Origin of the sequence: Serratia sp. (in: enterobacteria) (assembly GCF_051654945.1) — a bacterium.
Classification (GTDB): Bacteria; Pseudomonadota; Gammaproteobacteria; order Enterobacterales; family Enterobacteriaceae; genus Chania.
In genome coordinates this window covers 68454-92244 of record NZ_JBOFZA010000072.1, presented here as the reverse complement: position 1 = coordinate 92244, position 23791 = coordinate 68454, and the positions used below count along the sequence as shown (strand labels likewise).

Genomic DNA, 23791 nt, shown 5'->3' with positions numbered 1-23791 from the left:
CGCAGCAGGCTGCGCCCGGGGGAAGGTTATGCGGTGGCCATCAGCGATTCTAGCTCATCTTTCACCGATTGTACCTGCGGGCCGATCACCACTTGCAGGTTATGGTCATTAAGATGAACAACACCGATTGCCCGGTTGGCTTTCAGCAGTGCGTCATCCACCTTGCTCATGTCGTTAACCGACATACGCAGACGGGTAATGCAGTTATCCAGCGAGACGATGTTCTCTTTACCGCCCAACGCCGCCAGGATAGCAGGCACGTTATAACCGGACTTACCTACGGCGCCTATAGGAGCGCTCTGTGTCGCGGTAGTTTCAGTCTCACGGCCCGGCGTTTTGATGTTCCAGCGCTGGATGGCGAAACGGAAGATCGCATAGTAGGCAACAAACCAGATGGCGGCCACCAACGGTACCAGATACCACTTGGTTGCGGTGCCGTGCAGGATGCCAAATACCACGAAGTCGATGATGTTACCGTCGGTGTTACCGATGGTAACGCCCAGCAAGGCCATCACGGTGAAGCCCAGGCCGGTCAGGATGGCGTGGATCAGGTACAGGAACGGGGCCACAAACAGGAACAGGAATTCGATCGGTTCGGTAGTACCGCCGACCACACAGGCAACCACACCGGAAATCAGCAGCCCTTTGATCTTGTGACGGTTCTCTGGCTTGGCACAGTGGTACATGGCCAACGCCGCACCCGGCAGACCACCGAGGAAGGCCGGCATCTTACCCTGTGACAGGAAACGAGTGGCGCTTTCGGCAAAGCCGTGGGTGGTAGGGCAAGAGAGCTGCGCCTGGAAGATGGTCAAAGCACCGCTAACCTCGCGGCCACAGACGTCCAGCGTACCGCCCGCTTCGGTAAAGCGGATCAGCGCCACCAGAATGTGGTGCAGACCGAACGGCAGCAGCAGGCGCTCGCCGGAACCGAAAATCATCGGTCCAAACATGCCTGCGCCGTTAATCATCCGACCCAAACCGTTAATACCGGCAGCGAACCAAGGCCAGATCAGTGGAATGATCAGGCCGCACAGGCCCAGCACCACGGTGGTGACGATTGGCACAAAGCGGGTACCACCGAAGAACGCCAGTGCATCCGGCAGACGGATGGTGTTGAAACGCTCGTGCAGCAGGTAAACGATGATCCCGACGATCACCGCACCGAGGATGCCGGTATCGATAGACTGAATACCCAGGATGTTCTGGATGTTGTTGGCTTTCAGCACCAGCGGATCGACGGTAGGCAGCACACCTGAGGTGGTCAGGTAGAAGTTGGTCGCCAGGTTCAGCACGGCAAAGCCGACAAAACCAGAGAAGGCGGCCACGCCTTTGTTCTCACGCGCCATGCCCAGCGGAATGGCAATGGCGAACATCACCGGCAGGAAGCTGAAGGCAAAGGAGCCGATCTTGCTCATCCAGGTGAACAGCAGTTGGAAAGCCGGATGACCAATGAAAGGCAGCAGGGTGATCACGTCACGGCTGCTGAGTGAGCTACCGATCCCCAGCATGATGCCGCAGAATGAAAGCAGTGCGACGGGCAACATAAAAGTCTTGCCCAGGCTTTGGAAAAACTCCCAAAGCGTAATTTTTTGTTTTTTAGACGCTGGCATAACCGACGACTCCTGGCGAAAAAGCATGCAATGTTGTGTGTACCCGATTAGGTAAAAATAAGATAAAACGTTTTACCTAGTAAAAATGCGTCGCTAATCACAATTATGAACAGCGTTTTGCGGCGACAATACGAAAGGCGGTAAATCGTTTTACTGCATTGATAGATTAGGTATACCATTTGTTATCAGGGTGAAGCCCGCCCTGATAGGGCATTGCAGAGGTTATTCCCATCAAAAAGATCACTATCACTGACGTCGCACAGTTGGCAGGCGTTTCCGTCACTACCGTTTCCCTGGTATTGAGCGGTAAAGGTCGCATTTCTCCCACCACCATGACCCGTGTGAATCAGGCGATCGAGCAGCTTGGCTATGTCCGCAATCGCCAGGCCGCCACGCTGCGCGGTGGCGAGTCGGGCGTCGTGGGGCTGATCCTGCGTGATATCTGTGAGCCGTTTTATGCCGAGATGACCGCCGGGGTCAGTGAAGTACTGGAAGCCAATGGCAAAGTGCTGTTTCTCACCCAAAGCGGGCGCGAAGGCAAAGGGCTGATGCGCTGCTTTGATATGCTGCTGGAGCATGGCGTTGACGGCATGGTGCTGGCGGGGGGAGTGCGTACCGCGAAAGGGCTGAAAGAGAAAGCCGAAGCTCAGGGGGTGCCGCTGGTCTGTGCCGCGCGCTCCAATGGCTTGGAAGGCGTAGACGTGGTGCGGCCCGATAATATGCAGGCGGCGAAAATGGCCACCGAATTTCTGATCAAACGCGGCCATAGCCAGATCGCCTACCTCGGTGGGCAAAGCGATTCGCTCACCCGTGCCGAACGGCTGGGGGGATTCTGCGCCACCCTGGTGCAATATGGGCTGCCATTCCGTTCGGAGTGGATCGTCGAATGCGATTGTCATCAACGTGCGGCTGCAGAAGCCGCCGAAAACCTGCTACGTCAGTATCCTAATATCAGCGCGTTGGTGTGTCATAAGGCTTCAGTAGCGTTGGGAGCCTATTTTGGCATTGTGCGCAGTGGCCGCAGTATTGGCTCGGAAGGGATGGACAGTTTCTATGGTCAACAGGTGGCGCTGATCGGTTTTGGCGATGTGCCGGAGGCCGAGCTGACCGAACCCCCGCTGACCTTTATCTCCAGCTCTGCCCGTGAAGTGGGGCGCAGTGCCGCATTACGGCTGCTGCAACGTATTGGTGACGATTCCCTGGCACCACAGAATGTGATCTTGTCCCCTGAACTGATCAAGCGAGGATCGGCCTGATCTGCTGCTCACGTTTTTCCCGCATAAAATCGATAAAGGCGCGCAGCTTGAGCGGCATATGGCGGCCCGCCGGAAAATAGATAAAAAACCCTGGCGCCACGTGGCTGAAATTCTGCAAAACCTCTTGCAACTGTCCGCGCTGCAACTCCTGATATACGGCAGCCCGAAAGCGTTGGGAAAGCCCCATACCGGCAATCGCGGCATCTTTAAGTAGCTGGTTTTCATTGAAAATCAGCCGGCCATTGACCTCCAGTGCCAACTGCTCATTGCGGTCGTTGAAATACCAGGGTTCCAGTTTGCCGCTGCCGGGAAAACGGTAGTGCATACAGTCATGCTGCGGTAAATCCTGCGGCGTTTCGGGCTGGCCATGTTGTGCCAGGTAGGCCGGAGAAGCCACCACCACATGCTGTTGGCCGTGGTCGATAGGAATGGCCACCATATCTTTTTGCAACATGCGCTGCATGCGGATGCCCGCATCAAAATTATCCAGTACCAGATCGGCAAAACGATCGTCGGTAAACAACTCCAGCTTTAGTTCCGGATAGCGCGCATGGAACTCTGGCAGATAAGGCATGACCAACATCGAAGCAGCCAACTGCGGCAGGGTAATACGCAATAACCCGCTTGGTTCACCGCGTTGACTACTGGCACTTTCTGCCGCGACCTCAATCTGGTTCATGGCCGGGGCGATTTTCTCATAAAACGCCCGGCCTTCATCACTCAGCCGCACGGAACGGCTGGTGCGGTTGAACAGCCGCACCCCCAGTTGAGCCTCAAGAGCGCGGATATTTTGTGAAACCGCAGGGGGTGACACGCCCAACTGATTGGCCGCCAAGGTAAAACTGCCTAGCCTGGCGACGGCGGCAAAGTAGGGGAGTAATTGCAGTAATGAGCTCATCTATTAATAATTCCAGCTTAATGATGTATTAAATTTTAGCCTATTTTAATTAATAATAAAAACCTTACACTGGCCTCATTATCTCAGGAGGATCACAGTTATGGCTCAGGCATTGGCACAACGGATAGCGGCAGTGAATCACCAGGCGATCGACGAAGGGCGGATCGTGGGTAGCGTAGTGCTGGTGGCTCAACGGGGAGAGCTGATTTACGCCGGAGCCAGCGGCTATGCCGATCGTGAACGGCGGCGACCGATGCGGCGTGATAGCCAATTTCGCCTGTCATCGGTATCCAAACCCTACATCACGTTGGCAGCGATGCGCATGATAGAGCAGCAACTGCTGAGTCTGGACGATAACGTTAGCCAATGGCTGCCGTGGTTTACCCCGGCGCTGCCTGATGGACGGCGGCCCGCGATCGCTATTCGTCATTTGTTAACTCACACCGCCGGGTTGGATTACCGTTTCAATCAGCCGCAAGATGGGAGCTACCAGCGGTTGGGGATCCTGGATGGAATGGAACAATCCTCGTTAACGCTGGAGCAAAACCTGCGTCGCTTGGCGCAGGCACCGTTGCAGGCAGAGCCGGGAAGCGTCTTCGGCTACTCGCTGGCAATCGACGTATTAGGTGCGGTGCTGGAACAGGTAGCGGGTATGCCGTTACCGCAGCTGTTTGCACAGTGGGTTGGCCAACCATTAGGGCTGGGGAACACCGGTTTTTATACGTCGGACGCCGATAATCTGGCGACGGCTTATTACAATAGTGAACCGCAACCGGCAGTGATGTACGACGGCTTGCGGCAAACGCTTCCCGAGGGGTTTGGTTTTGAGGTGGAATTTGCGCCTTCACGCGCGCTCGATCGTCATGCTTATCCCTCGGCTGGCGCAGGTATGGTTGGGGACGCTGACGATGTGCTGCGTCTGGTGGAGACGTTGCGTAGTGGTTGTGAAGGGATTTTACAGCCGCACACTGCCGCATTGATGCGGCAGCCTCATGTCGGCGCACAGGCCGAAATTCAGGGGCCAGGCTGGGGATTTGGTTTTGGTGGCGCGGTGCTGGTGGATGCGGAACTGGCGTTAACACCGCAGAATAACGGCACCTTACAGTGGGGTGGCGTATATGGCCACAACTGGTTTTACGATCCGATTGCGCAGTTGAGCGTGGTCGCACTGACCAACACCGCCTTTGAGGGAATGAGCGGTTTATATCCCGTACAGATCCGCGATGCGGTCTATGGCGAATGAGGGAGGGACCCACAGACAGGGTCCCTGGGTGGCTAAGGTCACCAAACTCCGGCCGTTGAACCGCCATCCACCGGCAATATTGTGCCGGTAACGAAGGAGGCATCGGTCAGGTACAATACCGCGACGGCAACGTCTTGCGGTTCGCCGATCCGTTGGACGGGAGCCATAGACTGTAGCGCTTCACGCGCCTGTAAATTATCCGCGTGCATTGGGGTGGCGATAACTCCCGGGGCAACGGCATTCACCATGATATTGTGCGGGGACAGTTCAATCGCCAACGCCTTCACCGCCTGGTTCAAACCGCCTTTGGTCAGGACTGGCAATAGCGCAGGCAGGCTGGCGTTAGGCTGCATGCCAATCGCTGCCGTGACCGCGACGATATGACCGCCACCGTGATGCATCATATGTTTAGCGGCCGCCTGCGCGGGATAGATAAAACCGCGCAGATTGATATCCAACATGCGGGTAATATCCTCTTGCGTATATTCGGTCAGCGGTTTGGCAATAAATATTCCCGCATTAACGATCAGAATATCTACCCGCAAGCCATGTTGTTCGGCATAGCCGAACAGTTTTTCAGCCGTTGCCGATAATGAAATATCACCGGCGACGCCATGGAATCCATCAGGATTTCCCAGCTTTTCGCTGGCTCTGTCCAGGCTTGCTTGCGTCGTGGCATTGCCGATAACTTGATAACCACGCTTAAGATATGCGCTGGCAATAGCGAACCCCAAACCGCTGGATGCCCCGGTGATAATAACGGTTCTTGCTGTGTTCATGATGTTGTTCTCCGTTGAAATGAGTAAGTGGTGTTGATTGACCGCCACTTTACCGTTGCAACGACCATGGAAAAATATGCAATAATTAACTTCAATAATTACACCATGTAATAAATGGAACTGACCTTGATGAACCAGAAGCTCAGCGAAATTCAGCTAGGGAGTTTGGAGCTGTTTTGCCTTACGGCGGAAACCGGCAGTTTTACCGCTGCGGCCACGCTGGCAGCGCTTACCCCAGCGGCAGTCAGCCGTGCGGTTGCCCGGTTAGAGGCCCGTCTGGGGGCAAAATTGTTGCTCAGAACCACGCGTAGCATGCGATTGACTACCGAGGGCGAACAGTATTATCTACGGTGCAGGCAGGCATTGAATCAGCTCAACGACGCCGAAAAACAGTTGGCACAAGAGCAGGATACACCTTCCGGTTTATTAAGGATCAGCGTTCCGACCCCCTACGCCCATTACCGCCTATTGCCACAGTTGCCCGCATTCCGCCGCCTTTATCCGGAGGTGACTCTGGATATCCATGTCAGTAATCATAATGTCGATCTGACCGCTCAAGGCTACGATCTGGCCATTCGCGGCAATCATTTACCGGACTCGGGTCTGGTTGCCCGCAAACTGGAAGATGCCGCCTTATGCGTGGTCGCCGCACCGGATTATCTTGCGCAGTACGGCACACCAACGACGCCGGAGGCGTTAAAGCACCATGAGTGCATTCAGTTTGAGCTGCCGGGATCCGGGCGATTGATTCCTTGGGAATTTATGCTGTTCGGCCAAGCGGTACATTTGGATATTCAAGGCGGCGTGGTGTGTCGCGATGATTTTCTCTCGACCTTGACGCTGGCTAAAGCCGGGGGCGGATTGATGCAGGTTTACCGTTTTACCGTAGAAAAGGAGTTGGCAGAGGGCAAACTCATTGAGGTACTGACCGGCTATGATGGCGTCACGCGCCCGTTTTATATGCTGACGCCTTATTCACGCTATCAACCCTCCCGGCTTAAGGCATTGATACAGTTTCTGGTGGGACTTACTGCGTAGGGGCTTACATGCGCCCGCTTCAATAACAATACCCGCCTAATGACACTGAGCCGGTTGCTCTGGCGCGGTCTCGATTACCGGAGCGCCCCCGGCAAAGCGACTGATAAACGCCTGCAACGACATTTTGTTGCCATTGAGTTCCACCTGATTATCGGCATAGCGCAGGCTGCTGCCGATCACCGCGTCTTTCTGCGTGAGCAGGTTAAACTGCTGCGCCATGGCGACCAGGCCTTGCACCTGCTGTGGTGCCATCGCTTGTGCCTGTTGCACGCTGGCTCCTTGTAGTTGCGCCAACTGAGCCGAAGCTTCCGTTGCCATGGCTTCCGGGATCGTCAGATGCGCTACCAACCTTTTGATGGCCTGCGTCAGTTGCTGCTCCGGTGACGCGGCAGTACCTGTCTGCAGCGCTTCTTGCAGATCAAGATTAAAGGAGAAGCTGGCTTCGCCCTGGCTATTTTTCCAACTGAACGGCGCAATGCTGAGGGTTGGATAGCCTTTCAGCAACAGCGGCGTATTTTGTTCCACCAGCTTGGCCAACTGCTGCCGAGTGCCTTCATACTGTTGTAATAGATTGATACTTTCGCGATTGTAGAAATCGATAAACGTCTTCAACACCGTGGCGTCGACATTGTTAACGTTTATCCGTAATTGCCCCGAGCCAAGATCGTGTCCCTTGATTTTTAGCGCGTTGATGCGGTAATCGGCCTGACCATTCAGGTAGTTATCTTTACCATCGGTCTGGCTGGATATCGTAATACCTTCCAGTTCAACCGCGCCTGTCTGCGGTGTTAATACTTGCAACTGTTTCACTGCCAAAGACTGAGTGCCCAGCCTGAAATCGAAGGGATTTTTCCTGGTGTCACTGTTCCATGCCAGGCCACGTAACACGAATCTGCTGTGGGTTTTATCAGCGAAATCCAGACCGTCAGCGTTGAAGTCCAACCTGACATCTTTCATATCGTGGCTGATGCCGAGTGTCAGCTTGGCTCCGCTGAAGGTCAGCCGGTATTCGCCTTGCTGGTGATCCAGCGGGAGCATATCGACAACCGACGAAATATCTCCGCTGTAAGCAATACGCGTATCGGAAGTGATGGGGGACTTGCCTTTGGCGAGTTCAAACAGCGTATTGATAACCGGCGTATTTTCCAGTTCGGCGTGCACCGTGGCCATCGCCGGCAGCAGATTGAAATGGGTTAACTGGCTCAGCGGGAAAGGGCCGTGATCGATGGTGATCAACGATGTCACTTTGTCACCGGTGGCCTGCATGCCAAGAGCTTCATTATGGAGTACATAGCGCAGTTGGCTGCTAAAAATGCCGCGCCGGTAATTTTCAACGCTGAGTTTTACTCCGGTATCGGGCAGGTATTCTTTCAACCATTGGTTGGCGTTGGCGACCACCGTTGCCATCTGCTGCTCGATCAGCTTGCCGGTATACCAGGATGCGCCACTCCATGCAGCGCCAATGACGGCAATGAGGCTGACAGCGACTAATGACTTTTTCATGCGTTGTTGATTCCTTTCTACAGCGAGAGAAGGCCGGCAATACGGTCAAGATTGGGGATGATTGTGGTGGCAGGTGGGGTGGCTTGGCAATGGATTTGCGCGATATCGGCGAGAGTTTAAGAAAAATATGAGGCTAATCAATTTACCGACAATAGGGGCCTGGCATATCGCCAAGCCCCGGGTCGTCTTACTGCCCTTGGATCATAGGCTCTGGTGCTGCATCCGGAGCCGCATCCTGCGGATCGGTTGCCGGGGCACTCTCTTCATCTGGTGCGGAACCGCCTCCCAGCATACCGAACAGGCCAACGAACTGTTGCAGCGACATTTTCTCGCCATTCAGCTCAATCTGATTATCGGCATACTTGAAGCTGCTGCCAATCACGTTATTTTGCAACTTGGTGATCTTGAACATCTCGCCCATGGCCGCCAGGCTTTTCACCTGCTGCTCGGCTGCCTGCTGTGCTTCTGCTGCGCTGGTCCCTTGCAGCTGCGCCGCCTGAGCCATGGTTTCTTGCGCCATAGCTACAGGAATAGTCAGCTGGGCGTCGATTTTCTTCACCGAGCGGGCAAGCTGTTGATCCGGTGATTCGGCCGCCGCGCCAGCCTGAGCCGGATCCAGCAGATCGAGGTTCAGGGTAAAGGTGCTTTCACCCTTGGTATTTTTCCAGCTCAGCGGTGCGATGCTGATAGTCGGGTTGCCTTTCAGCAGCAGCGGCAGGTTCTGTACCAGCATTTCTGCGGTTTGCTGCTGGTAAGCTTCTGGCGACAGGGTTTCTGCCTGTTGCAGCAATTTCATCGCCTGCTGATTGTAACGATCGGCAAACTCTTTCAGGCCTTTACCATCCAGATTGTCGACTTTCAACAGCAGTCTGCCTGCGCCAAAATCGGTGCCCTGAACTTTCAGCGCCGACATGGTGTAATCCAACTGACCCGCCAGGCTGTTGCCTTTCTCGCCGAACTGGCTGGCCAGGTTGAAGCCTTCCATCGTCACGGCGTCTTTGCCGTCAACGGCTACGGTCAGTTGCTTCAGGCCCAGCGCCTGGTCGCCCAGGCTTAGATTGTATTGGCCCTGATGGGTGTTGCTTTTCAGCGTCAGCCCCTGCATCGTCATCTGTTCGTTCTGGCCGGACTCATTTGGGCCCGCGATCACGATGCTGTCACTGCTGGCATCAAGAACGGCGGTCTGCATATCTTTACCGATATCCGCGTCAATTTTCGCGCCGCTGAATTTCAGTGAGGATTTATCTTTCTGGTATTCCACCGGGATAACATCGATAGACGTGGCGATATCACCGCTATAGGCGATGCGCGAATCGGCGCTAAACAATGATTTCCCTTTGGTGATTTCAAACAGCGTTTTGACTTTCGGCGTGTTTTCCAGCTCGGTATGCACTGAGGCCATGCTGGGTATCAGGTTGAATTTTTTCAACTGGGCCAGCGGGAACGGGCCGTGATCGACAGTTTCAATGAAGGCCACTTCGTCACCGGATTTCAGCAGGGCATCATCAGTGGTGATGCTACCGTCGGCACGCAGTACATAACGGATCTGGCTGCTGAACAACCCGCGCTGATAATTTTCGTAGCTAAGTTTTACCCCGGCTTTCGGTAGCACGGCTTTTAACTGGCTATTGGCAGTGTCTACCATTTCCCCCATCCGTTGCTCGATCAGCTTGCCGGTGTACCAAGAGGCTCCAGTCCATGCTGCGCCGAGCACTACAATGACGCTGACAGCGACTAACGATTTTTTCATAGTTCTGTTCTTCCTTTCTTAAGCCGGTAGAGGGCAGGGCAATGTAGGGCTGCAAAAAAACGCCCGTAGGCGTTTTATTGTGTAGGTAAACTAATCATCTTAGCAACTCATTTGCCTCGATTTTACCACTAATTAAGACAACTGATTATAAACCCGGGCAATACGGCCGCTACCCACAACGTTAACCGGGGATTCAAAGGCGGCGATAAAGCAGGATTCGCCCGGTTGCAGAACCACCTGCTGGCCCTGTTTCTCCAGTGTGGCTTCACCTTCGACACAGAACACGATCGCGGCACTGTTTTGCGCCAGCGGTTGAGGTGAGGCATCCAGATCGTGCAATGAGAAGGCAAAGTCTTCCACTGGGATAGGGAAGAACAGCTCTTTGCCACGTTGCTCTGGCTGAGTCAGCAGGCCAGACGCCGGTTGTGGACGGAACTGCAGGTTGGCCAGCAGTTCAGGAATATCGATGAATTTTGGGGTCAGGCCGGCGCGCAGCACGTTATCCGAGTTGGCCATCACTTCCAGCGCAACGCCGTTCAGGTAGGCATGTGGGGTCTCGGCATACAGGAACATGGCTTCACCCGGTGCCAGCTTGACCACGTTCAACAGCAGTGGCGAGAACAGGCCGCTGTCGTCCGCATAAAAACGGGCGATAAAGCGAATGGTATCCCAAGGCTCACCTTGCTGGTTGTTTAATGCGGCTTTCAGCACGCCCAGCGCCAACGTTTTTTGCTCTCCGCTCATTCCCAGCAGGCTGGCAAACAGGGTCGCCAGGTGGGCGGTATCCGGCTGTTGCAGGAAGGCGGCAATATCGTGATGTGCGCCGGAAAGCGGCTGTAACAGCGCAACGATATCGTCCAGCTCGCGAAAGCCATTCATCGCCAGGAATGGCGTCAGGGCAAATACCAGCTCTGGCTTGTGGTTCGGATCCTTATAGTTGCGTTCTGCGGCGTCAAACGGAATACCGGCGGCATTCTCTTTGGCAAAACCCACCTCTGCGGCGGCCTTGCTCGGGTGGACCTGGATGGAGAGCGGCTGGTCAGCACACAGCACTTTGAACAGGAATGGCAGTTCACCAAAGCGTTGTGCCACTGCGGCACCCAGCTGTTTTGGCTGGTCGGCATCAATCACCTCACGCAGAGAACGCAGGTTCCCCGCCTGATCGGCCACCTGTGAGCTGCTTTTCGGGTGGGCACCCATCCACAGTTCGGCCATTGGTTTGCCTGCCGTATTGGCAATGCCATACAGCTTGGTTAACGCATCCGCGCTGCCCCAGGCGTAGTTTTGGATGGCATTAGTCATTTTTTGCATGATTGTATCCCTGCTATCTCAAGAAAATTGCGCTAAGTAAACAATGCGGCGCAGGCGCATGCAAGCCAAGATGTCTAAAAATGCTCTTTGTCCCAGACGTTAATGCGAATAGTTATTATCTAGCTATACTGAGGTGGCTCGCCAACGGGTTGTGGCCCGTTGGCAATACTCACTACTTTTAGGAATTGTGCTAAGGAGACCGTGATGGCAGGCGTTCGGATTGAAAAAGACTCAATGGGCCCCATCGAAGTACCCGCCGACCAGCTATGGGGCGCGCAAACTCAGCGTTCGCTGGAACATTTCCGTATCTCGTCAGAAAAAATGCCCCCGGCGCTGATCCATGCGCTGGCGATGACCAAGCGTGCAGCAGCCAGCGTCAATATGGATTTGGGATTGCTGTCCGCCGAGCGGGGTAAAGCCATTATCCAGGCTGCCGATGAAGTGCTGGCCGATCGGCATCCTGATGAATTCCCGCTGTCGATCTGGCAAACCGGCTCCGGTACCCAGACCAATATGAACATGAACGAAGTGCTGGCCAACCGTGCCAGCGAACTGCTGGGGGGCGAACGCGGTGAAGCGCGGCGGGTACATCCCAACGATGACGTCAACAAAAGCCAGAGTTCCAACGACGTTTTCCCGACAGCAATGCACGTTGCCGCCGTGATCGCGGTGCGTGAGCATCTGATCCCTGAGCTTAAGGCACTGCACCAGACGCTGCATGCCAAGGCAGAAGCCTTTCACGATATCGTCAAAATCGGCCGTACCCATCTGCAGGATGCTACGCCGTTGACGCTGGGCCAGGAAATCTCCGGCTGGGCGGCAATGCTGGCATACAACCTCAAACATATTGAGGCCAGCATACCGCATCTCAGTGAGCTGGCCTTAGGCGGCACGGCGGTGGGGACCGGGCTGAACACGCATCCCGAATATGCCGTCCGCGTGGCGAAGGCGTTGGCAGAGCTTACCGGGCAGCCGTTCGTGACTGCCCCGAACAAATTTGAAGCCTTGGCGACCTGCGATGCACTGGTGCATAGCCACGGGGCGTTGAAGGGATTGGCCGCTTCGTTGATGAAGATTGCCAACGATGTGCGCTGGCTGGCCTCTGGCCCACGCTGCGGCATTGGGGAGATCGCGATCCCTGAAAATGAGCCAGGCAGCTCGATCATGCCGGGGAAGGTCAATCCTACCCAGTGCGAAGCCATGATCATGCTCTGTGCGCAGGTGATGGGCAACGACGTAGCGGTGAACATTGGCGGAGCTTCCGGTAACTTTGAGCTGAACGTGTTCCGCCCGATGGTGATCCATAACTATCTGCAATCTATCCGCTTGCTGGCGGATGGCATGAGCGGTTTCAATGAACACTGCGCGGTGGGGATTGAACCGAATCGCGATCGCATTAGCCAGTTACTTAACGAGTCGCTGATGCTGGTTACTGCATTAAATACCCATATCGGCTATGACAAGGCGGCGGAAATCGCCAAGCAGGCGCATAAGGAAGGGCTGACCCTGAAAGCCTCGGCGCTGAAGTTGGGCTATCTGACCGAACAGCAGTTTGACGAATGGGTACGGCCAGAGGAGATGGTCGGCAGCATGAAGAAATAGACCGGCAACTCACCCTGTAGGGCGCTGCGCCTGTTTGGCAGCTCAGGTCGGCCCCTACAAATCCAGTGATATGTGTATAATCCTGCATATGTTTTTACCGACGAGTAACCCCTATGTCCCGTACTCAACGTCTGCTCGATCTGATGCAGATCCTGCGCCGCCATCGCTACCCGGTCGCCGGGCATTCCCTGGCCGAAGAGTTAGGGATCAGTATGCGTACCCTGTACCGCGATATAGCGACCTTGCAGCAGCAGGGGGCGGATATTGTTGGTGAAGTGGGTATCGGTTATGTATTGCGGCCGGGATTTATGCTGCCGCCGCTGATGTTCTCGCAGCAGGAGATCGAAGCGCTGGTGTTGGGGATGCGCTGGGTGGAACGCCGGGGTGATAGCCAACTTGCCGGTGCGGCAACCAATGCGTTGGCAAAGATTGCTGCCGTATTGCCTGCGGAGCTACGGGAAGAGCTGGATGCCAATACCTTGCTGATCGGACCGGTACCGACCGCCTATGTCGATGATGACATTCTGGTAACGATCCGTGAGGCCATCCGCCTTGAGCGTAAGATCACGGTGGAGTATCGGGATTATGCCGGTAACGGCAGCGAGCGTATTTTGTGGCCGTTTGCCATGGGCTATTTCGAGCAGGTACAGATCCTGATGGCCTGGTGTGAATTGCGTGGCGCAATCCGCCATTTCCGTCTTGACCGTATTGGCCGGTTAACGCCATTGCCGCAGCGTTATCCTGCTGGCCGCCGGGCATTGATGAAGCAATGGCGGGAAAGCGAGAATATTTCGCCCCGATGATCCTACTGCCAGAAACTGTCAGTAGGACGAATTAAAGTAACGTTATCAGAGCCAACCGGCTTTTATCACAAGGAAAACGTTATGAGCAACCCAACCCCAAGCATGACCATGATTTATGTCGATAGCCCGGAAAACAGCGCAGAATTTTATCGCCAACTGCTGGGGGCCGAACCTGTCGAACGGTCTCCTACCTTCGCCTTGTTTGTCTTGAACAACGGTTTCAAGCTGGGCATGTGGTCAAAACATACCGTTGAGCCAGCGGCGACGGCGACCGGGGGCGGTACTGAGATCTGCTTTATGTGCGAACAACCGCAACAGGTTGATGCGCTCTATCAGCGCTGGCAGGAACAAGGGTTAACCATCATACAAACTCCGGTCGAGCTGGACTTTGGCTACACCTTTGTGGCGCAGGATCTCGATGGTCACCGGCTGCGCGTTTATAAACTTAACGACCAATAATTCCTTTTATTGCTCGCTGGGCGCTGCATGCTGCGCCCGGTAGTCATCCCTCAATATCGGTATACAAATGCAGGCGTTGCACCAGCAAACGTAAGGGCTTGGCCTGCGGCTTGTATTTGTGTTTCACCGCCGTCACGTCGTAATTGAGCAACTCACCGATTTTGGGTACCTGTGCGCCCATCTCTGGTTGGCAGAGGGCAATCAGCGGCAGCGGGCAGGGGTGTTGTACCTGTTTTTGCTGCGGTTGATACCAGACGCGCGCGATGGGTTGTACCTTCACCGGCCGTTTGATTTTCAGCATCGCGTTCTGCGGTAGCCTGCTGACGTCGTCAATTTCACGGCTCACCAGTTGGGCCCATTGCTCGCGGTTGAAGGGCGGAACGGCGCGCCCGGCTTTCAGGCTTTTCTCCAACTGTGCCAGGATATCGTCTCGCTTCACCTTCTTGATGATGTGCTTGTTAGCCCAGCCAAAGCGGACGGAGTCGGGGTTAGTCAGCAGGGTGATGGAACGGTAGGCGCTGAGGGTGATCAAACCGTGCAGGTGGGTATGCACAAATTCAAAGCGTTGCTCGGGGGCCAGGCCGGACTCGACGGTGATGATCTGTTCCAACTCGGCTTTCAGCCGGTTGATTAGGGCGATCTGCTGCTGTAACGCCAGGTAATCGGCCCGCTCAGTCTCAAGGCAGATGACACCGGGCAACCTCACCGCTGCCTTACTGCTGATGTGCTGGCGGTTATGGTGGATAAACAGCCGCTGATAGTGCTCCAGAGCCAGATCGCGCGCGGCCTGGCCTACGTGCTGTTCCACTTCGATCTGCTCGATAGCGGCATGTTCCTGGCCTTTCTCGATTTCCGGCAGGCTGAACACCCGCGCGGCCAGTAATCGTAGTGGCAGAATTTGCTGGTGGAGCAGGGCCAGAGCCTGTTCCAACTCGCTAAAACGCGCATTCATTCTGCCGATCAGGTTGTACTTATCCATCATTATCTCGCATTTTAGTTACAACATACATTGTAGGGCAACATCACCAAGGTGGCAACTTCGGCCTAAGTGTAGGGGCCGCTTAGGAGCGGAAAATATCCCCTGCTTAATCCTGCCTGCATGCGGAGGCGAAGAGCACGAAACTAATCAAGCATGATTAGTGCTCCATCGATGCGCCCTAATCACGGTATTGCTTTACTGTCAAAAATGCGCCTCCACACCCAGCTTAGCGTGTTGGAGAAATTAGCAAATGTGGCTAATTGGGTAATTTCGGGGGTGACGGACCAAACGCCATGTTCATTTGTGCCAGCAATGTCATAACGGAAAAGGTAGTCGGGTTCTAATCCCATGCGTAGATCGGCAAGGATAAGGCGAAGCTCACCATCGTTTCTTTGCTGCGTGTGGGCAGCGAAGAATCCATGTGTGAACCACCGCAGACGTTCCAACTGGGGCGCGGATGTCAACTGCTCCAGTATAGCGTTGTCGCTTGGGTAAAAAGTAAATGACATTGCCTCTCGATCTGCAACAAGGGACCGGTCGCCGATCCAGTAACCTTTAGGTTCCATCACGATCACTCGCCATGCCAGGGTGTTGAACGGCAGGGGGGTTGAAAAACGTGGTGCGTTCTGTAAGTTCAGGACCGCCAGGCTTTGCGATGCCGCTCTGTCGATCAGTGCTTTGGCGCCGACACTCCACGCCAGGTAAACCGAGCTCACCAGCAAGCCCGCTACCAGCCAGTTGTGTGCTGCCCTGTCTCGGCCTGGCTCATTCGTTTGCTGCGAGGATTGGGAGGTTAGCCGCCAGGCAGCAATAACCCCTGTCAACAAGGGGACGGTATACAATGGATCAATGATGAAGATTGTCGCCCACATCACTGGCGGGGTCTTCATGGGCCAGAACAACTGGGTACCGTAGACGGTAAAAGCGTCCAGCAGAGGATGCGTTATCAAGGCAAGCCAGATCGCCAATAGCCACCGCAGCGGGGATCTTTGCACTAGGCTGCTGCGGGATTTAAGCACTAACCAGAGCAATAATCCCAACACCGTTAACAGCAAAAGTGAATGTGATGGCCCCCGATGCCAGGTCACTTCTGTAACAACATCACGGCTGAACAATTTAAACCAAACCACGTCCAGATCGGGCAAAGTCCCGAGTATACCGCCAGCCAGTATCGCCATGCGCCGATGGCGTGGAGGGGCGACAAGTGCAGCAACACTGCTGCCAAGAACAATTTGTGTTAATGAGTCCATGGTAGTTTCCAACGGTCTGTTTTATCGCCCTGTTGGGCAAGCTGTACTTTTATCCACCGGTCATGCAGCCATTGTTCCGATTTACGGCGAGCAAGTGGGGTTGCCCATTGCAAATCTCGCTCGAACAACATGGGTTTCTCATCGCTGCCGACTATGACCCAGAACCAACTCCCATCAGCAAGATTACGTGCCTTGAGTTTTACACCGGTGATCTGAACTGTCTCACTACGGCCAGCGTGAGTAATACGCACCGGTTCACTGTGGGGAGCGACAGAAGCCACCTTCATGTTGACCAGCAAATCGGGCGCAGCCCTGCGCAGGAATTCTGTTGCAATCTGCTCAGAGCGTTCTCGGGATGGTAAAGGTTTTCCTGCCAGCTCTAGCGAGATGTTAGCAAAACCTTTGAGTGTTCCATCGAGGGCGATCACAGTACTAAAGTGTTCACCCTCCAGGACGGCATTCCGTCCGTCACGCCTCTCGTAGCGGCTAAGCACTACGGCCTTACAATACCGATGTGGAGCACCAGGACAAAGCGGTGGAGGTTCCTCCAGACAGCGAGGACTGAAGTGAGCGAAGAACGTTTAGCGTTCATGATTTCCTCGGGGATGAGGCAGTGATGCGCTTTTCATCACGCAGATACTGGCCAGTAAAAGCGCCACCGTGAGCCCCGCAAGGAGCGGAACGAAACCGGGTACCCATGACGCGATAAGCGGGCCAATACTGGCACCGATGAACAAGACAAAGCCATTCAGTGCCATGCCAGCTGCGCGGTCAGGTAAGGCCAGATCGCCAAATCGGTTAATCATTGCCGGGACAGCCAAAGCGACACCGGTAACGAAGAGCAGGCTCCCGATGCCAATACCTATTATCGTCTGCGACAAAATCGCCTCAAGGGTGAGGCCGACAGCTGCAACCAGGTAACCCACACTTGCGACACCCGGCATCCCGAATCTGTATGCAAGCGGTCCAACCAGCAAGGCCATGAACATACCTGGCAATCCAGACAGGCGAAGTGCAATGACCAGGTCAGGATCCAGGTTCAACCCTGCCAAATGGGGTCCCAACAGTGTATACATCGCAACAAAAGACAGGAGAAGTGTGATATGCGCGCATGAAAGCAGCACAATGGCGGGCCGCACGGCAATCTTGCCTAGTGCGATGAAACGATTGCCTAGATGGCCATTAACGGCAGTGCGGACGGGTTCCTGGATCAGTAGCACAATGAATGGGAGTACGGCCATCAGGCCAGTTCCTGTTGCTATAAATACCCAGATCCAACCCCATTGTAGCGCCACCCAGGCAGTGAACACTTGCCCTAGGATACCCGTCACAAGAAAAGACGTAGACATGGCCCCGATGGCAATTGCCCGATGGCGTGGCAATACTGCTTCGGCAAGATAGGCCAGTGCCACAGGGGCGAAACTGGATGCAGCGAGCCCCTGCAACATCCGTAGCCCCGCCAACCAGGGCAAGGAAGGCGCAAAAACGCAGGCGAGAGTGGTAACCGACAGTGCACTCAGCCCGACCAGCATGATTAGCCGACGGCCATACTGATCGGATAACGGCCCCCAGAACAGGAATCCCCCAGCATAGGCAAGGCTGAAACAACTGGCTAGCGCGAACGTGACTGAGCCTGGTGTTGCCGAACCGAACGATTGAGCGACAGGTGTGAGTAGAGGGATTGCCAGATAAAGCTGGGTCAGCACCAACAACGCCACCACGACCAGTAACGTAACTTCACGTCCACTCGCGCTATGAGCTGGGTTTTGGTGGGTGTTGTTGCTGGCGGGGCCAACTGCCATATCTATAGTGTTGTTGTAATCAGCCATAGAATCCTGTTTCCGATACCGGAACGGCTCCTCCAACCATAACGGAGTGCACCTGACGTGCTGCGTGTAATTCCCAGAATTGTTCAGCGATTTCCGCCGGTGCGACGGTATCACTTTTTCCAATCCCGCCTGGCGTTCCCTCAACGAATCCATTTACGACCACTTCACCGACATGAATGTCACGTGGTGCGAGGGTATGCGCCAGGATATGGGTGGCTTTACGTTGCGCTGCAACACTGATGGCCAGCGCAGCATAATTGACGGCGAATGCATTGATTTGCGGGTGATCCAGTGCCATGACGCCGCTGGTCACCAGTACTGTCCCTTTCGATACTGCGAGGTCTTCCTGGCTCTCCTGTACGGCAGCGATATAACCAGCAACCCGAAGATCGAAACTCTTGCTCAGCTCCGTAGGAGAGGTGGACAGCAGGTCGCCTTCGATATCGAGAAAGACGTTCCAGTGCAGGATACCTATGGGCCCAAGTATCTCACGTACACTCTTGACGACATGCTGTATCGCCTTAACGTCGCTTAAATCGGCCGAGAAAGCCTTAACCTTGATACCTTCGGCCGTCAGCTCTGCTTCCGCTTTAGCAAGACGTTGAACATTACGTGCAATCAGGGCAACAGGATGACCAGCCTTGCCAAAACGGCGGGCAACCGCGTGAGATATGCCCGGGCCATATCCACAAATAAGAATGGTGTTCTTCATTGTCCATACTCCAGTTAACAGGTAAAATTACAACTCCAACGTTTTAGTTGGAAATTACTATAGTATGATTACGCAATAACCACAACCGATAGTTAAGAGAGTAAAAAATGGCCTGGGATACTGAAGGGACTAAACGTAAAATTCTGCAAGCAGCGATGGCTGAATTTGCCCAGTTTGGCCCGAATGGCACTACCCACGAACGGATCGCCAGACAGGCTGGAGTCAATAAAGAACGTGTTTACAATTACTTTGGCGACAAGCCGGCGTTATTCGCAGCCGTGTTACGCAATGAACTAGCCAAAGTGGCACTGGCTGTGCCTGTACAATCCTTTGCTGTTGAAGATATTGGAGATTACGCGGGGCGTGCTTATGACTATCACCTCGAAAACCCTGAGCTTAGCAGGCTTATGCGTTGGGAAGGGCTAGCTTACGACGGAGAGGTGCCGGACGAAGAACTGCGACGTGAATATTATGGCTATAAGGTTCAGGCCGTGACCGATGGGCAGCACCAGGGAGTTGTTACCCAGGCCCTTGATGCCGAATACCTGGCTTTTCTGATATTGGCTCTGGCCGGATGGTGGTCTGCAGTACCACAGGTCGCGCGTATGTTAACGGGGCCAGACAGCGTTGAAGAGCATGCCAGACGGAGAGCTTCTGTCGTTGAGGCTGCCCGGCGCCTGGCGACAGCCCCATAAAATGAATGTTGGAAAAAGCACGGGTAAAACCCATTAAGCAAAATCATGACAGTAGCTTTCCTCAGTCATAATAAGCGCAGAAGGGGCGTTGCATTTGTGCGCCCCTTGGTTTTCCCTGTGCAGGATATTAAATACGCGCGGCTTCCGGCAGTTGCTTCAGATAATGGGTAACCAGCAGGGCCAAGAACAGCATCACGCTGATAAAGGCGACGACGCCGACCCAGCCAAAGTTATGCCAGAACACCCCACCAAGCGTGCCTGCAACGCTAGAACCAGCGTAATAACAGAACAGATACAGAGAAGAAGCCTGGCCTTTGGCGCGGCGAGCGCGGCGGCCAATCCAGCTACTGGCAACCGAGTGGGCGGCAAAGAAACCGGCGGTAAACAGCATCATGCCAATAAAGACGGCGGCTATAGGAGTGAGGGCGGTGATCAGGATCCCGATCAGCATAATGATAATGGATGCCAGCAGCACCGGGCCACGGCCAAATCTGGAGGTCAGGGCTCCCGCCTTGGGAGAGCTGTACGAACCGGTGAGATACACCACCGACAGCAGGCCCACAATGGCCTGGCTAAGATGATAGGGATCGTTCAGCAGGCGGTAGCCGATGTAGTTGAACATGGTTACAAAGCTGCCCATCAGCAGAAAGCCTTCGGCAAACAACAGCGGTAGCCCTTTGTCGTGCCAATGCAGCTTAAAGTTGATTAGCAGGGTTCTGGGCCGCAATGAACTGGCGCGAAAGTGCCTGGAGGCGGGCAGAATGCGCCAGAACATGCAGGCCGCCGCCAGAGCAAACACCCCAATCACCGCCAGCGAAACGCGCCAGGAGAAGAAATCGGTCAACACCCCAGTGACCAGGCGCCCACTCATACCACCAATCGAATTACCGCTGATATACAGCCCCATTGAAAAGGCCACGAAGCTGGGATGGATCTCTTCGCTCAGATAGGTCATCCCTACCGCCGCAACCCCGCTCAGCGAAAGCCCAATCAGCGCTCGCATCAGCAATATACCGTGCCAACTGGTCATAAAAGCACAGATCAAGGTACAGATCGCCGCCAACAGCAAGGCCACCACCATCACCGACTTGCGGCCAATGGCATCGGACAGCGGGCCGGTAAACATCAGGCCAATGGCTAGCAGCCCAGTGGAGAAGGAGAGGGAAAGGCTGCTCTCGGCAGGGGAAATGCCAAAATCGTGCGAAAGCACCGGCAGGATCGGTTGTACACAGTACAGCAACGCAAAGGTAGCCAGCCCGGCAGAGAACAGCGCCAAGGTCACACGCATAAACTGCGGTGTGCCGCGTTCAATGTAGGGGAGTTTATTCAGCGTGGTGCGTTTGGTCTGTGGGGCACTGTCAGGAGCAGGCAGCGTTTTTGGCAAACTAGCCGCAGAACGCGAAGCGGTTGTCACAACGTTTCCTTACCGGGTTCGGGAGATGAAAAACACGTCTTGAATCACAAAATCATAGGGAGATGCGAGTTTTTTGTCTAATATATTAATCATCCTAATTAAGACGTTAAAAGTATGAATATCGAACTCAGACATCTGCGCTACTTTGTTGCCGTAGCCGAAGAGCTGCACTTTGGACGGGCGGCGGAACGGTTACGGATTTCCCAGCCGCCGCTTAGCCAGCAGATCCAGGCTCTGGAGGAAATGGTGGGCGCACGTTTGCTGGCGCGTAATAACCGCAATGTCGGCCTGACCCAGGCGGGGGAGATGTTCCTGAAAGAAGCCTACCAGGTGCTTGCCCAAGTCAACCGGGCTGCCGAGAAGGCGGCGCGCCTGGAGCGTGGAGAGCTGGGTGAACTGACCATTGGCTTTACCTCTTCAGCTCCGTTTATCAGCGTCGTTTCCCGTAGCCTGCGCGCGTTCCGCCAGTTATCACCGGATGTGCATATCAAAATGCGTGAGGTCAACACCAAGCAACAGCTTGAGCCGCTGCTAAACGGCGACCTGGATTTGGGCGTAATGCGCAACACGCGCTTACCGGATGCACTTGAGCACCAGCTGTTATTACGTGAACCTTTGCTGGCCGTAGTACCGAATGGCCACCCGTTGATCTTCAAGGCTCCGGGTACGCTGCGTTTCAACGATTTGGCCCAGGAACCTTTTGTGTTCTTTTCCCGCGAAGTAGGCACTGCGCTGTACGACGAAATTCTGGCATTGCTGGCCAATGCCGGGATTGCGCCCTATATCACACAGGAAGTGGGGGAAGCGATGACCATTATCGGCCTGGTCGCGGCCGGCCTGGGAATTTCGATCCTGCCAATGTCCTTTGGCCGGGTGAAGATCGACGGGGTGACCTATCTGCCCTTGGCCGAACCGGAGGCGATGACTGAGGTCTGGTTAGTGCATCATCGTAGCAGACCATTAACGGCAGCGGCCAAGGCGTTAATGGTGCTGATGCTGGCACCGGCAGCTGTGTAAATATGAGGCGTTTTCCGGTCAAATATCGGTGAATTTGTGCTGTTAATCACATAACGAATCAAATAGTTGACGCTGTATTCTAAAAGCCCCACCATAGCCTCTAATCTTTATTTAGAAGCGCGAAAAATAGTAGGAGCGGGTGTGTGATTGCGGATGGACAGCCTGGGCATATTGATCAGATCAAGCAAACCAATGCAGGGGCAGTTTACCGGCTGATAGATCGGCTGGGTCCGATTTCGCGCATCGAATTATCCAAGCGTGCACAGCTGGCGCCAGCCAGTATCACCAAGATCGTGCGTGAGCTGCTCGAAGCGCATCTGGTTAAAGAAACCGAATATCAGGAACTGGGTAGCCGTGGCCGCCCAGCCGTTGGCCTGGTGCTGGACACTGAGGCCTGGCACTACCTCTCTGCACGTATTAGTCGTGGCACCATTACCCTGGCGCTGCGCGATCTCAGCAGCAAAATGGTGGTTGAAGAACTGCTGCCGCTCAAAGCCGAACATTCCGAGCCTTTATTACAGCGCATCGTCAGCGAAGTTGACCAATTCTTTATCCGCCACCAAAGTAAACTGGAACGTTTAACCGCTATCGCCATTACGTTGCCCGGAATGATTGATACCGCTGCCGGTGTTGTTCACCGCATGCCGTTTTATGACGTCAATGAGATGGCGCTGGGGCCAGCGCTAGAGACTCTGACGGGGCTGCCGGTATACGTACAGCATGATATCTGTGCGTGGACAATGGCAGAGGCGTTGTATGGCGCCTCACGTGGCAGCCTGAACGTCATCCAGGTGGTCATCGATCACAACGTCGGCGCAGGGGTGATCACCAACGGGCGCGTGCTGCATGCGGGCAGCAGCAGCGTGGTGGAGATTGGTCATACACAGGTCGACCCTTACGGTAAACGCTGTTATTGCGGCAACCATGGTTGCCTGGAAACGGTCGCCAGCATTGAAAACATGCTGGAGATTGCCCAGCAACGGCTCGGCGGTTCAATGACTTCGACGCTTCATGGCGTACCTTTGACCGTGGAATCGCTGTGCGATGCGGCGATGGCCGGCGATCAGTTAGCCAAGGATATTATTCTTGGTGTTGGCCACAGCGTTGGGCGCATTGTGGCGATCATGGTTAACCTGTTCAACCCGGAAAAAATCCTGGTAGGCTCACCGCTGAATCGGGCCGCTGAAATCCTGCATCCGGCGATTGCCTCCTGCATTCGGCAGCAATCCTTACCTGCTTATAGCGAACATGTTCAGGTTGAATCCACCCGGTTTTTTAACCAGGGCACGATGCCGGGAGCCGCACTGGTGAAAGAGGCCATGTATAACGGTTCGCTGTTGGTCAAACTGTTGCAAGGTTGATTTACCCGTCGTCTTTCAAGCTGTAGCGTTGTTACCTGCGCTCGCTTACCTCAGTCACTTACTTTAGTAAGCTCCTGAGGATAAACGAGCTTGTCGCCTAGCTACAATTTGAAATCCATAGGGTACATTAAATATTCTTATCAGAGTTTCTTATTATTTACCGCCAAAAGATTGAGCTACCTCAAGCCCCCGTTGAGTTGCATCCCCTAGACTTTTCCCGTAGGACGACTCTCGTCGCAATTTACGGCGATTTTTCAGGTTAACGAGGCATCTCAAGGCAAT

At 54.6% G+C, this 23791-nt stretch carries 21 protein-coding genes; 9 read left to right on the top strand and 12 right to left on the bottom strand.

Annotation, left to right across the window (positions count from 1 at the left end):
• Positions 1–26: 26 nt before the first annotated feature.
• Positions 27–1610 carry a maltose/glucose-specific PTS transporter subunit IIBC gene (gene malX, locus ACRDCA_RS10860; protein WP_438689519.1) on the bottom strand — a complete coding sequence of 528 codons (1584 nt, stop codon included), beginning with the start codon at positions 1608–1610 and terminating at the stop codon, positions 27–29.
• Between the two features lie 224 nt (positions 1611–1834).
• Between malX and ACRDCA_RS10855 the strand changes: the two genes are divergently transcribed.
• Positions 1835–2866, top strand: coding sequence for a Mal regulon transcriptional regulator MalI (locus tag ACRDCA_RS10855; RefSeq protein ID WP_438690138.1), 1032 nt, complete (start codon positions 1835–1837; stop codon positions 2864–2866).
• On the opposite strand, the gene ACRDCA_RS10850 is transcribed toward ACRDCA_RS10855, so the two are convergent.
• Positions 2847–3764, bottom strand: coding sequence for a LysR family transcriptional regulator (locus tag ACRDCA_RS10850; protein WP_438689518.1), 918 nt, complete (start codon positions 3762–3764; stop codon positions 2847–2849). The two genes, ACRDCA_RS10855 and ACRDCA_RS10850, sit on opposite strands and share 20 nt — an antisense overlap.
• Before the next feature lie 100 nt (positions 3765–3864).
• Between ACRDCA_RS10850 and ACRDCA_RS10845 the strand changes: the two genes are divergently transcribed.
• On the top strand, positions 3865–5007 hold the full coding sequence (locus ACRDCA_RS10845; protein ID WP_438689517.1) for a serine hydrolase domain-containing protein: 1143 nt from the start codon (positions 3865–3867) through the stop codon (positions 5005–5007).
• Between the two features lie 38 nt (positions 5008–5045).
• Here the strand turns inward: ACRDCA_RS10845 and ACRDCA_RS10840 are convergent, their stop codons facing one another.
• Positions 5046–5786, bottom strand: coding sequence for an SDR family NAD(P)-dependent oxidoreductase (locus tag ACRDCA_RS10840; protein ID WP_438689516.1), 741 nt, complete (start codon positions 5784–5786; stop codon positions 5046–5048).
• A 129-nt stretch (positions 5787–5915) separates the two neighbouring features.
• Here ACRDCA_RS10840 and ACRDCA_RS10835 point away from each other — a divergent pair, with 129 nt between their 5' ends.
• Complete coding sequence (locus tag ACRDCA_RS10835; RefSeq protein WP_438689515.1) at positions 5916–6824, top strand: LysR family transcriptional regulator; 909 nt, start codon at positions 5916–5918, stop codon at positions 6822–6824.
• Positions 6825–6860: 36 nt separating this feature from the next.
• Here ACRDCA_RS10835 and ACRDCA_RS10830 read toward each other — a convergent pair whose 3' ends face one another.
• From ACRDCA_RS10830 to manA, 3 genes are all read right to left on the bottom strand, one after another.
• Positions 6861–8327 (bottom strand): YdgA family protein, encoded by a 1467-nt coding sequence (locus ACRDCA_RS10830; RefSeq protein WP_438689514.1) that lies wholly within the window; start codon positions 8325–8327, stop codon positions 6861–6863.
• Positions 8328–8514: 187 nt separating this feature from the next.
• Entirely contained in the window at positions 8515–10077 is a 1563-nt protein-coding gene (locus tag ACRDCA_RS10825) for a YdgA family protein (protein ID WP_438689513.1), read from the bottom strand.
• A 132-nt stretch (positions 10078–10209) separates the two neighbouring features.
• Entirely contained in the window at positions 10210–11388 is a 1179-nt protein-coding gene (gene manA / locus ACRDCA_RS10820; RefSeq protein ID WP_438689512.1) for a mannose-6-phosphate isomerase, read from the bottom strand.
• 204 nt (positions 11389–11592) lie between these two features.
• On the opposite strand from manA, the gene fumC reads away from it, so the two are divergent.
• From fumC to ACRDCA_RS10805, 3 genes are all read left to right on the top strand, one after another.
• Complete coding sequence (fumC, locus tag ACRDCA_RS10815) at positions 11593–12990, top strand: class II fumarate hydratase (protein WP_438689511.1); 1398 nt, start codon at positions 11593–11595, stop codon at positions 12988–12990.
• A 113-nt stretch (positions 12991–13103) separates the two neighbouring features.
• Positions 13104–13793 (top strand): helix-turn-helix transcriptional regulator, encoded by a 690-nt coding sequence (locus ACRDCA_RS10810; protein ID WP_438689510.1) that lies wholly within the window; start codon positions 13104–13106, stop codon positions 13791–13793.
• 81 nt (positions 13794–13874) lie between these two features.
• Positions 13875–14252 (top strand): VOC family protein, encoded by a 378-nt coding sequence (locus ACRDCA_RS10805; RefSeq protein WP_438689509.1) that lies wholly within the window; start codon positions 13875–13877, stop codon positions 14250–14252.
• A gap of 43 nt (positions 14253–14295) precedes the next feature.
• Here the strand turns inward: ACRDCA_RS10805 and tus are convergent, their stop codons facing one another.
• The 5 genes from tus to ACRDCA_RS10780 form a co-directional block, all read right to left on the bottom strand.
• Entirely contained in the window at positions 14296–15231 is a 936-nt protein-coding gene (gene tus, locus ACRDCA_RS10800; protein ID WP_438690137.1) for a DNA replication terminus site-binding protein, read from the bottom strand.
• A 182-nt stretch (positions 15232–15413) separates the two neighbouring features.
• Positions 15414–16481, bottom strand: a complete 1068-nt coding sequence (locus ACRDCA_RS10795) for a metal-dependent hydrolase (RefSeq protein ID WP_438689508.1) — start codon at positions 16479–16481, stop codon at positions 15414–15416.
• Positions 16469–16909 (bottom strand): hypothetical protein, encoded by a 441-nt coding sequence (locus ACRDCA_RS10790; RefSeq protein WP_438689507.1) that lies wholly within the window; start codon positions 16907–16909, stop codon positions 16469–16471. Before ACRDCA_RS10790 ends, ACRDCA_RS10795 begins: the two co-directional genes overlap by 13 nt.
• A gap of 153 nt (positions 16910–17062) precedes the next feature.
• On the bottom strand, positions 17063–18310 hold the full coding sequence (locus ACRDCA_RS10785; RefSeq protein ID WP_438689506.1) for an MFS transporter: 1248 nt from the start codon (positions 18308–18310) through the stop codon (positions 17063–17065).
• Positions 18303–19022: an SDR family NAD(P)-dependent oxidoreductase gene (locus tag ACRDCA_RS10780; protein WP_438689505.1), complete on the bottom strand. Its 720-nt coding sequence runs from the start codon at positions 19020–19022 to the stop codon at positions 18303–18305. Before ACRDCA_RS10780 ends, ACRDCA_RS10785 begins: the two co-directional genes overlap by 8 nt.
• Positions 19023–19129: 107 nt before the next feature.
• Between ACRDCA_RS10780 and ACRDCA_RS10775 the strand changes: the two genes are divergently transcribed.
• Entirely contained in the window at positions 19130–19717 is a 588-nt protein-coding gene (locus ACRDCA_RS10775; protein ID WP_438689504.1) for a TetR family transcriptional regulator, read from the top strand.
• A 127-nt stretch (positions 19718–19844) separates the two neighbouring features.
• Here the strand turns inward: ACRDCA_RS10775 and ACRDCA_RS10770 are convergent, their stop codons facing one another.
• Positions 19845–21131: an MFS transporter gene (locus ACRDCA_RS10770; protein ID WP_438689503.1), complete on the bottom strand. Its 1287-nt coding sequence runs from the start codon at positions 21129–21131 to the stop codon at positions 19845–19847.
• 114 nt (positions 21132–21245) lie between these two features.
• On the opposite strand from ACRDCA_RS10770, the gene ACRDCA_RS10765 reads away from it, so the two are divergent.
• Positions 21246–22148 carry a LysR family transcriptional regulator gene (locus ACRDCA_RS10765; protein ID WP_438689502.1) on the top strand — a complete coding sequence of 301 codons (903 nt, stop codon included), beginning with the start codon at positions 21246–21248 and terminating at the stop codon, positions 22146–22148.
• A 143-nt stretch (positions 22149–22291) separates the two neighbouring features.
• Positions 22292–23509 (top strand): sugar metabolism global transcriptional regulator Mlc, encoded by a 1218-nt coding sequence (gene mlc, locus ACRDCA_RS10760; RefSeq protein ID WP_438689501.1) that lies wholly within the window; start codon positions 22292–22294, stop codon positions 23507–23509.
• The last annotated feature ends 282 nt before the right edge of the window (positions 23510–23791 follow it).

Coding starts and splice junctions, on each gene's coding strand:
- malX (WP_438689519.1), bottom strand. CDS start 1,610: ATGCCAGCGTCTAAAAAACAAAAAATTACGCTTTGGGAGTTTTTCCAA.
- ACRDCA_RS10850 (WP_438689518.1), bottom strand. CDS start 3,764: ATGAGCTCATTACTGCAATTACTCCCCTACTTTGCCGCCGTCGCCAGG.
- ACRDCA_RS10845 (WP_438689517.1), top strand. CDS start 3,865: ATGGCTCAGGCATTGGCACAACGGATAGCGGCAGTGAATCACCAGGCG.
- ACRDCA_RS10840 (WP_438689516.1), bottom strand. CDS start 5,786: ATGAACACAGCAAGAACCGTTATTATCACCGGGGCATCCAGCGGTTTG.
- ACRDCA_RS10835 (WP_438689515.1), top strand. CDS start 5,916: ATGAACCAGAAGCTCAGCGAAATTCAGCTAGGGAGTTTGGAGCTGTTT.
- ACRDCA_RS10830 (WP_438689514.1), bottom strand. CDS start 8,327: ATGAAAAAGTCATTAGTCGCTGTCAGCCTCATTGCCGTCATTGGCGCT.
- ACRDCA_RS10825 (WP_438689513.1), bottom strand. CDS start 10,077: ATGAAAAAATCGTTAGTCGCTGTCAGCGTCATTGTAGTGCTCGGCGCA.
- manA (WP_438689512.1), bottom strand. CDS start 11,388: ATGCAAAAAATGACTAATGCCATCCAAAACTACGCCTGGGGCAGCGCG.
- fumC (WP_438689511.1), top strand. CDS start 11,593: ATGGCAGGCGTTCGGATTGAAAAAGACTCAATGGGCCCCATCGAAGTA.
- ACRDCA_RS10810 (WP_438689510.1), top strand. CDS start 13,104: ATGTCCCGTACTCAACGTCTGCTCGATCTGATGCAGATCCTGCGCCGC.
- ACRDCA_RS10805 (WP_438689509.1), top strand. CDS start 13,875: ATGAGCAACCCAACCCCAAGCATGACCATGATTTATGTCGATAGCCCG.
- tus (WP_438690137.1), bottom strand. CDS start 15,231: ATGGATAAGTACAACCTGATCGGCAGAATGAATGCGCGTTTTAGCGAG.
- ACRDCA_RS10795 (WP_438689508.1), bottom strand. CDS start 16,481: ATGGACTCATTAACACAAATTGTTCTTGGCAGCAGTGTTGCTGCACTT.
- ACRDCA_RS10785 (WP_438689506.1), bottom strand. CDS start 18,310: ATGGCTGATTACAACAACACTATAGATATGGCAGTTGGCCCCGCCAGC.
- ACRDCA_RS10780 (WP_438689505.1), bottom strand. CDS start 19,022: ATGAAGAACACCATTCTTATTTGTGGATATGGCCCGGGCATATCTCAC.
- ACRDCA_RS10775 (WP_438689504.1), top strand. CDS start 19,130: ATGGCCTGGGATACTGAAGGGACTAAACGTAAAATTCTGCAAGCAGCG.
- ACRDCA_RS10765 (WP_438689502.1), top strand. CDS start 21,246: ATGAATATCGAACTCAGACATCTGCGCTACTTTGTTGCCGTAGCCGAA.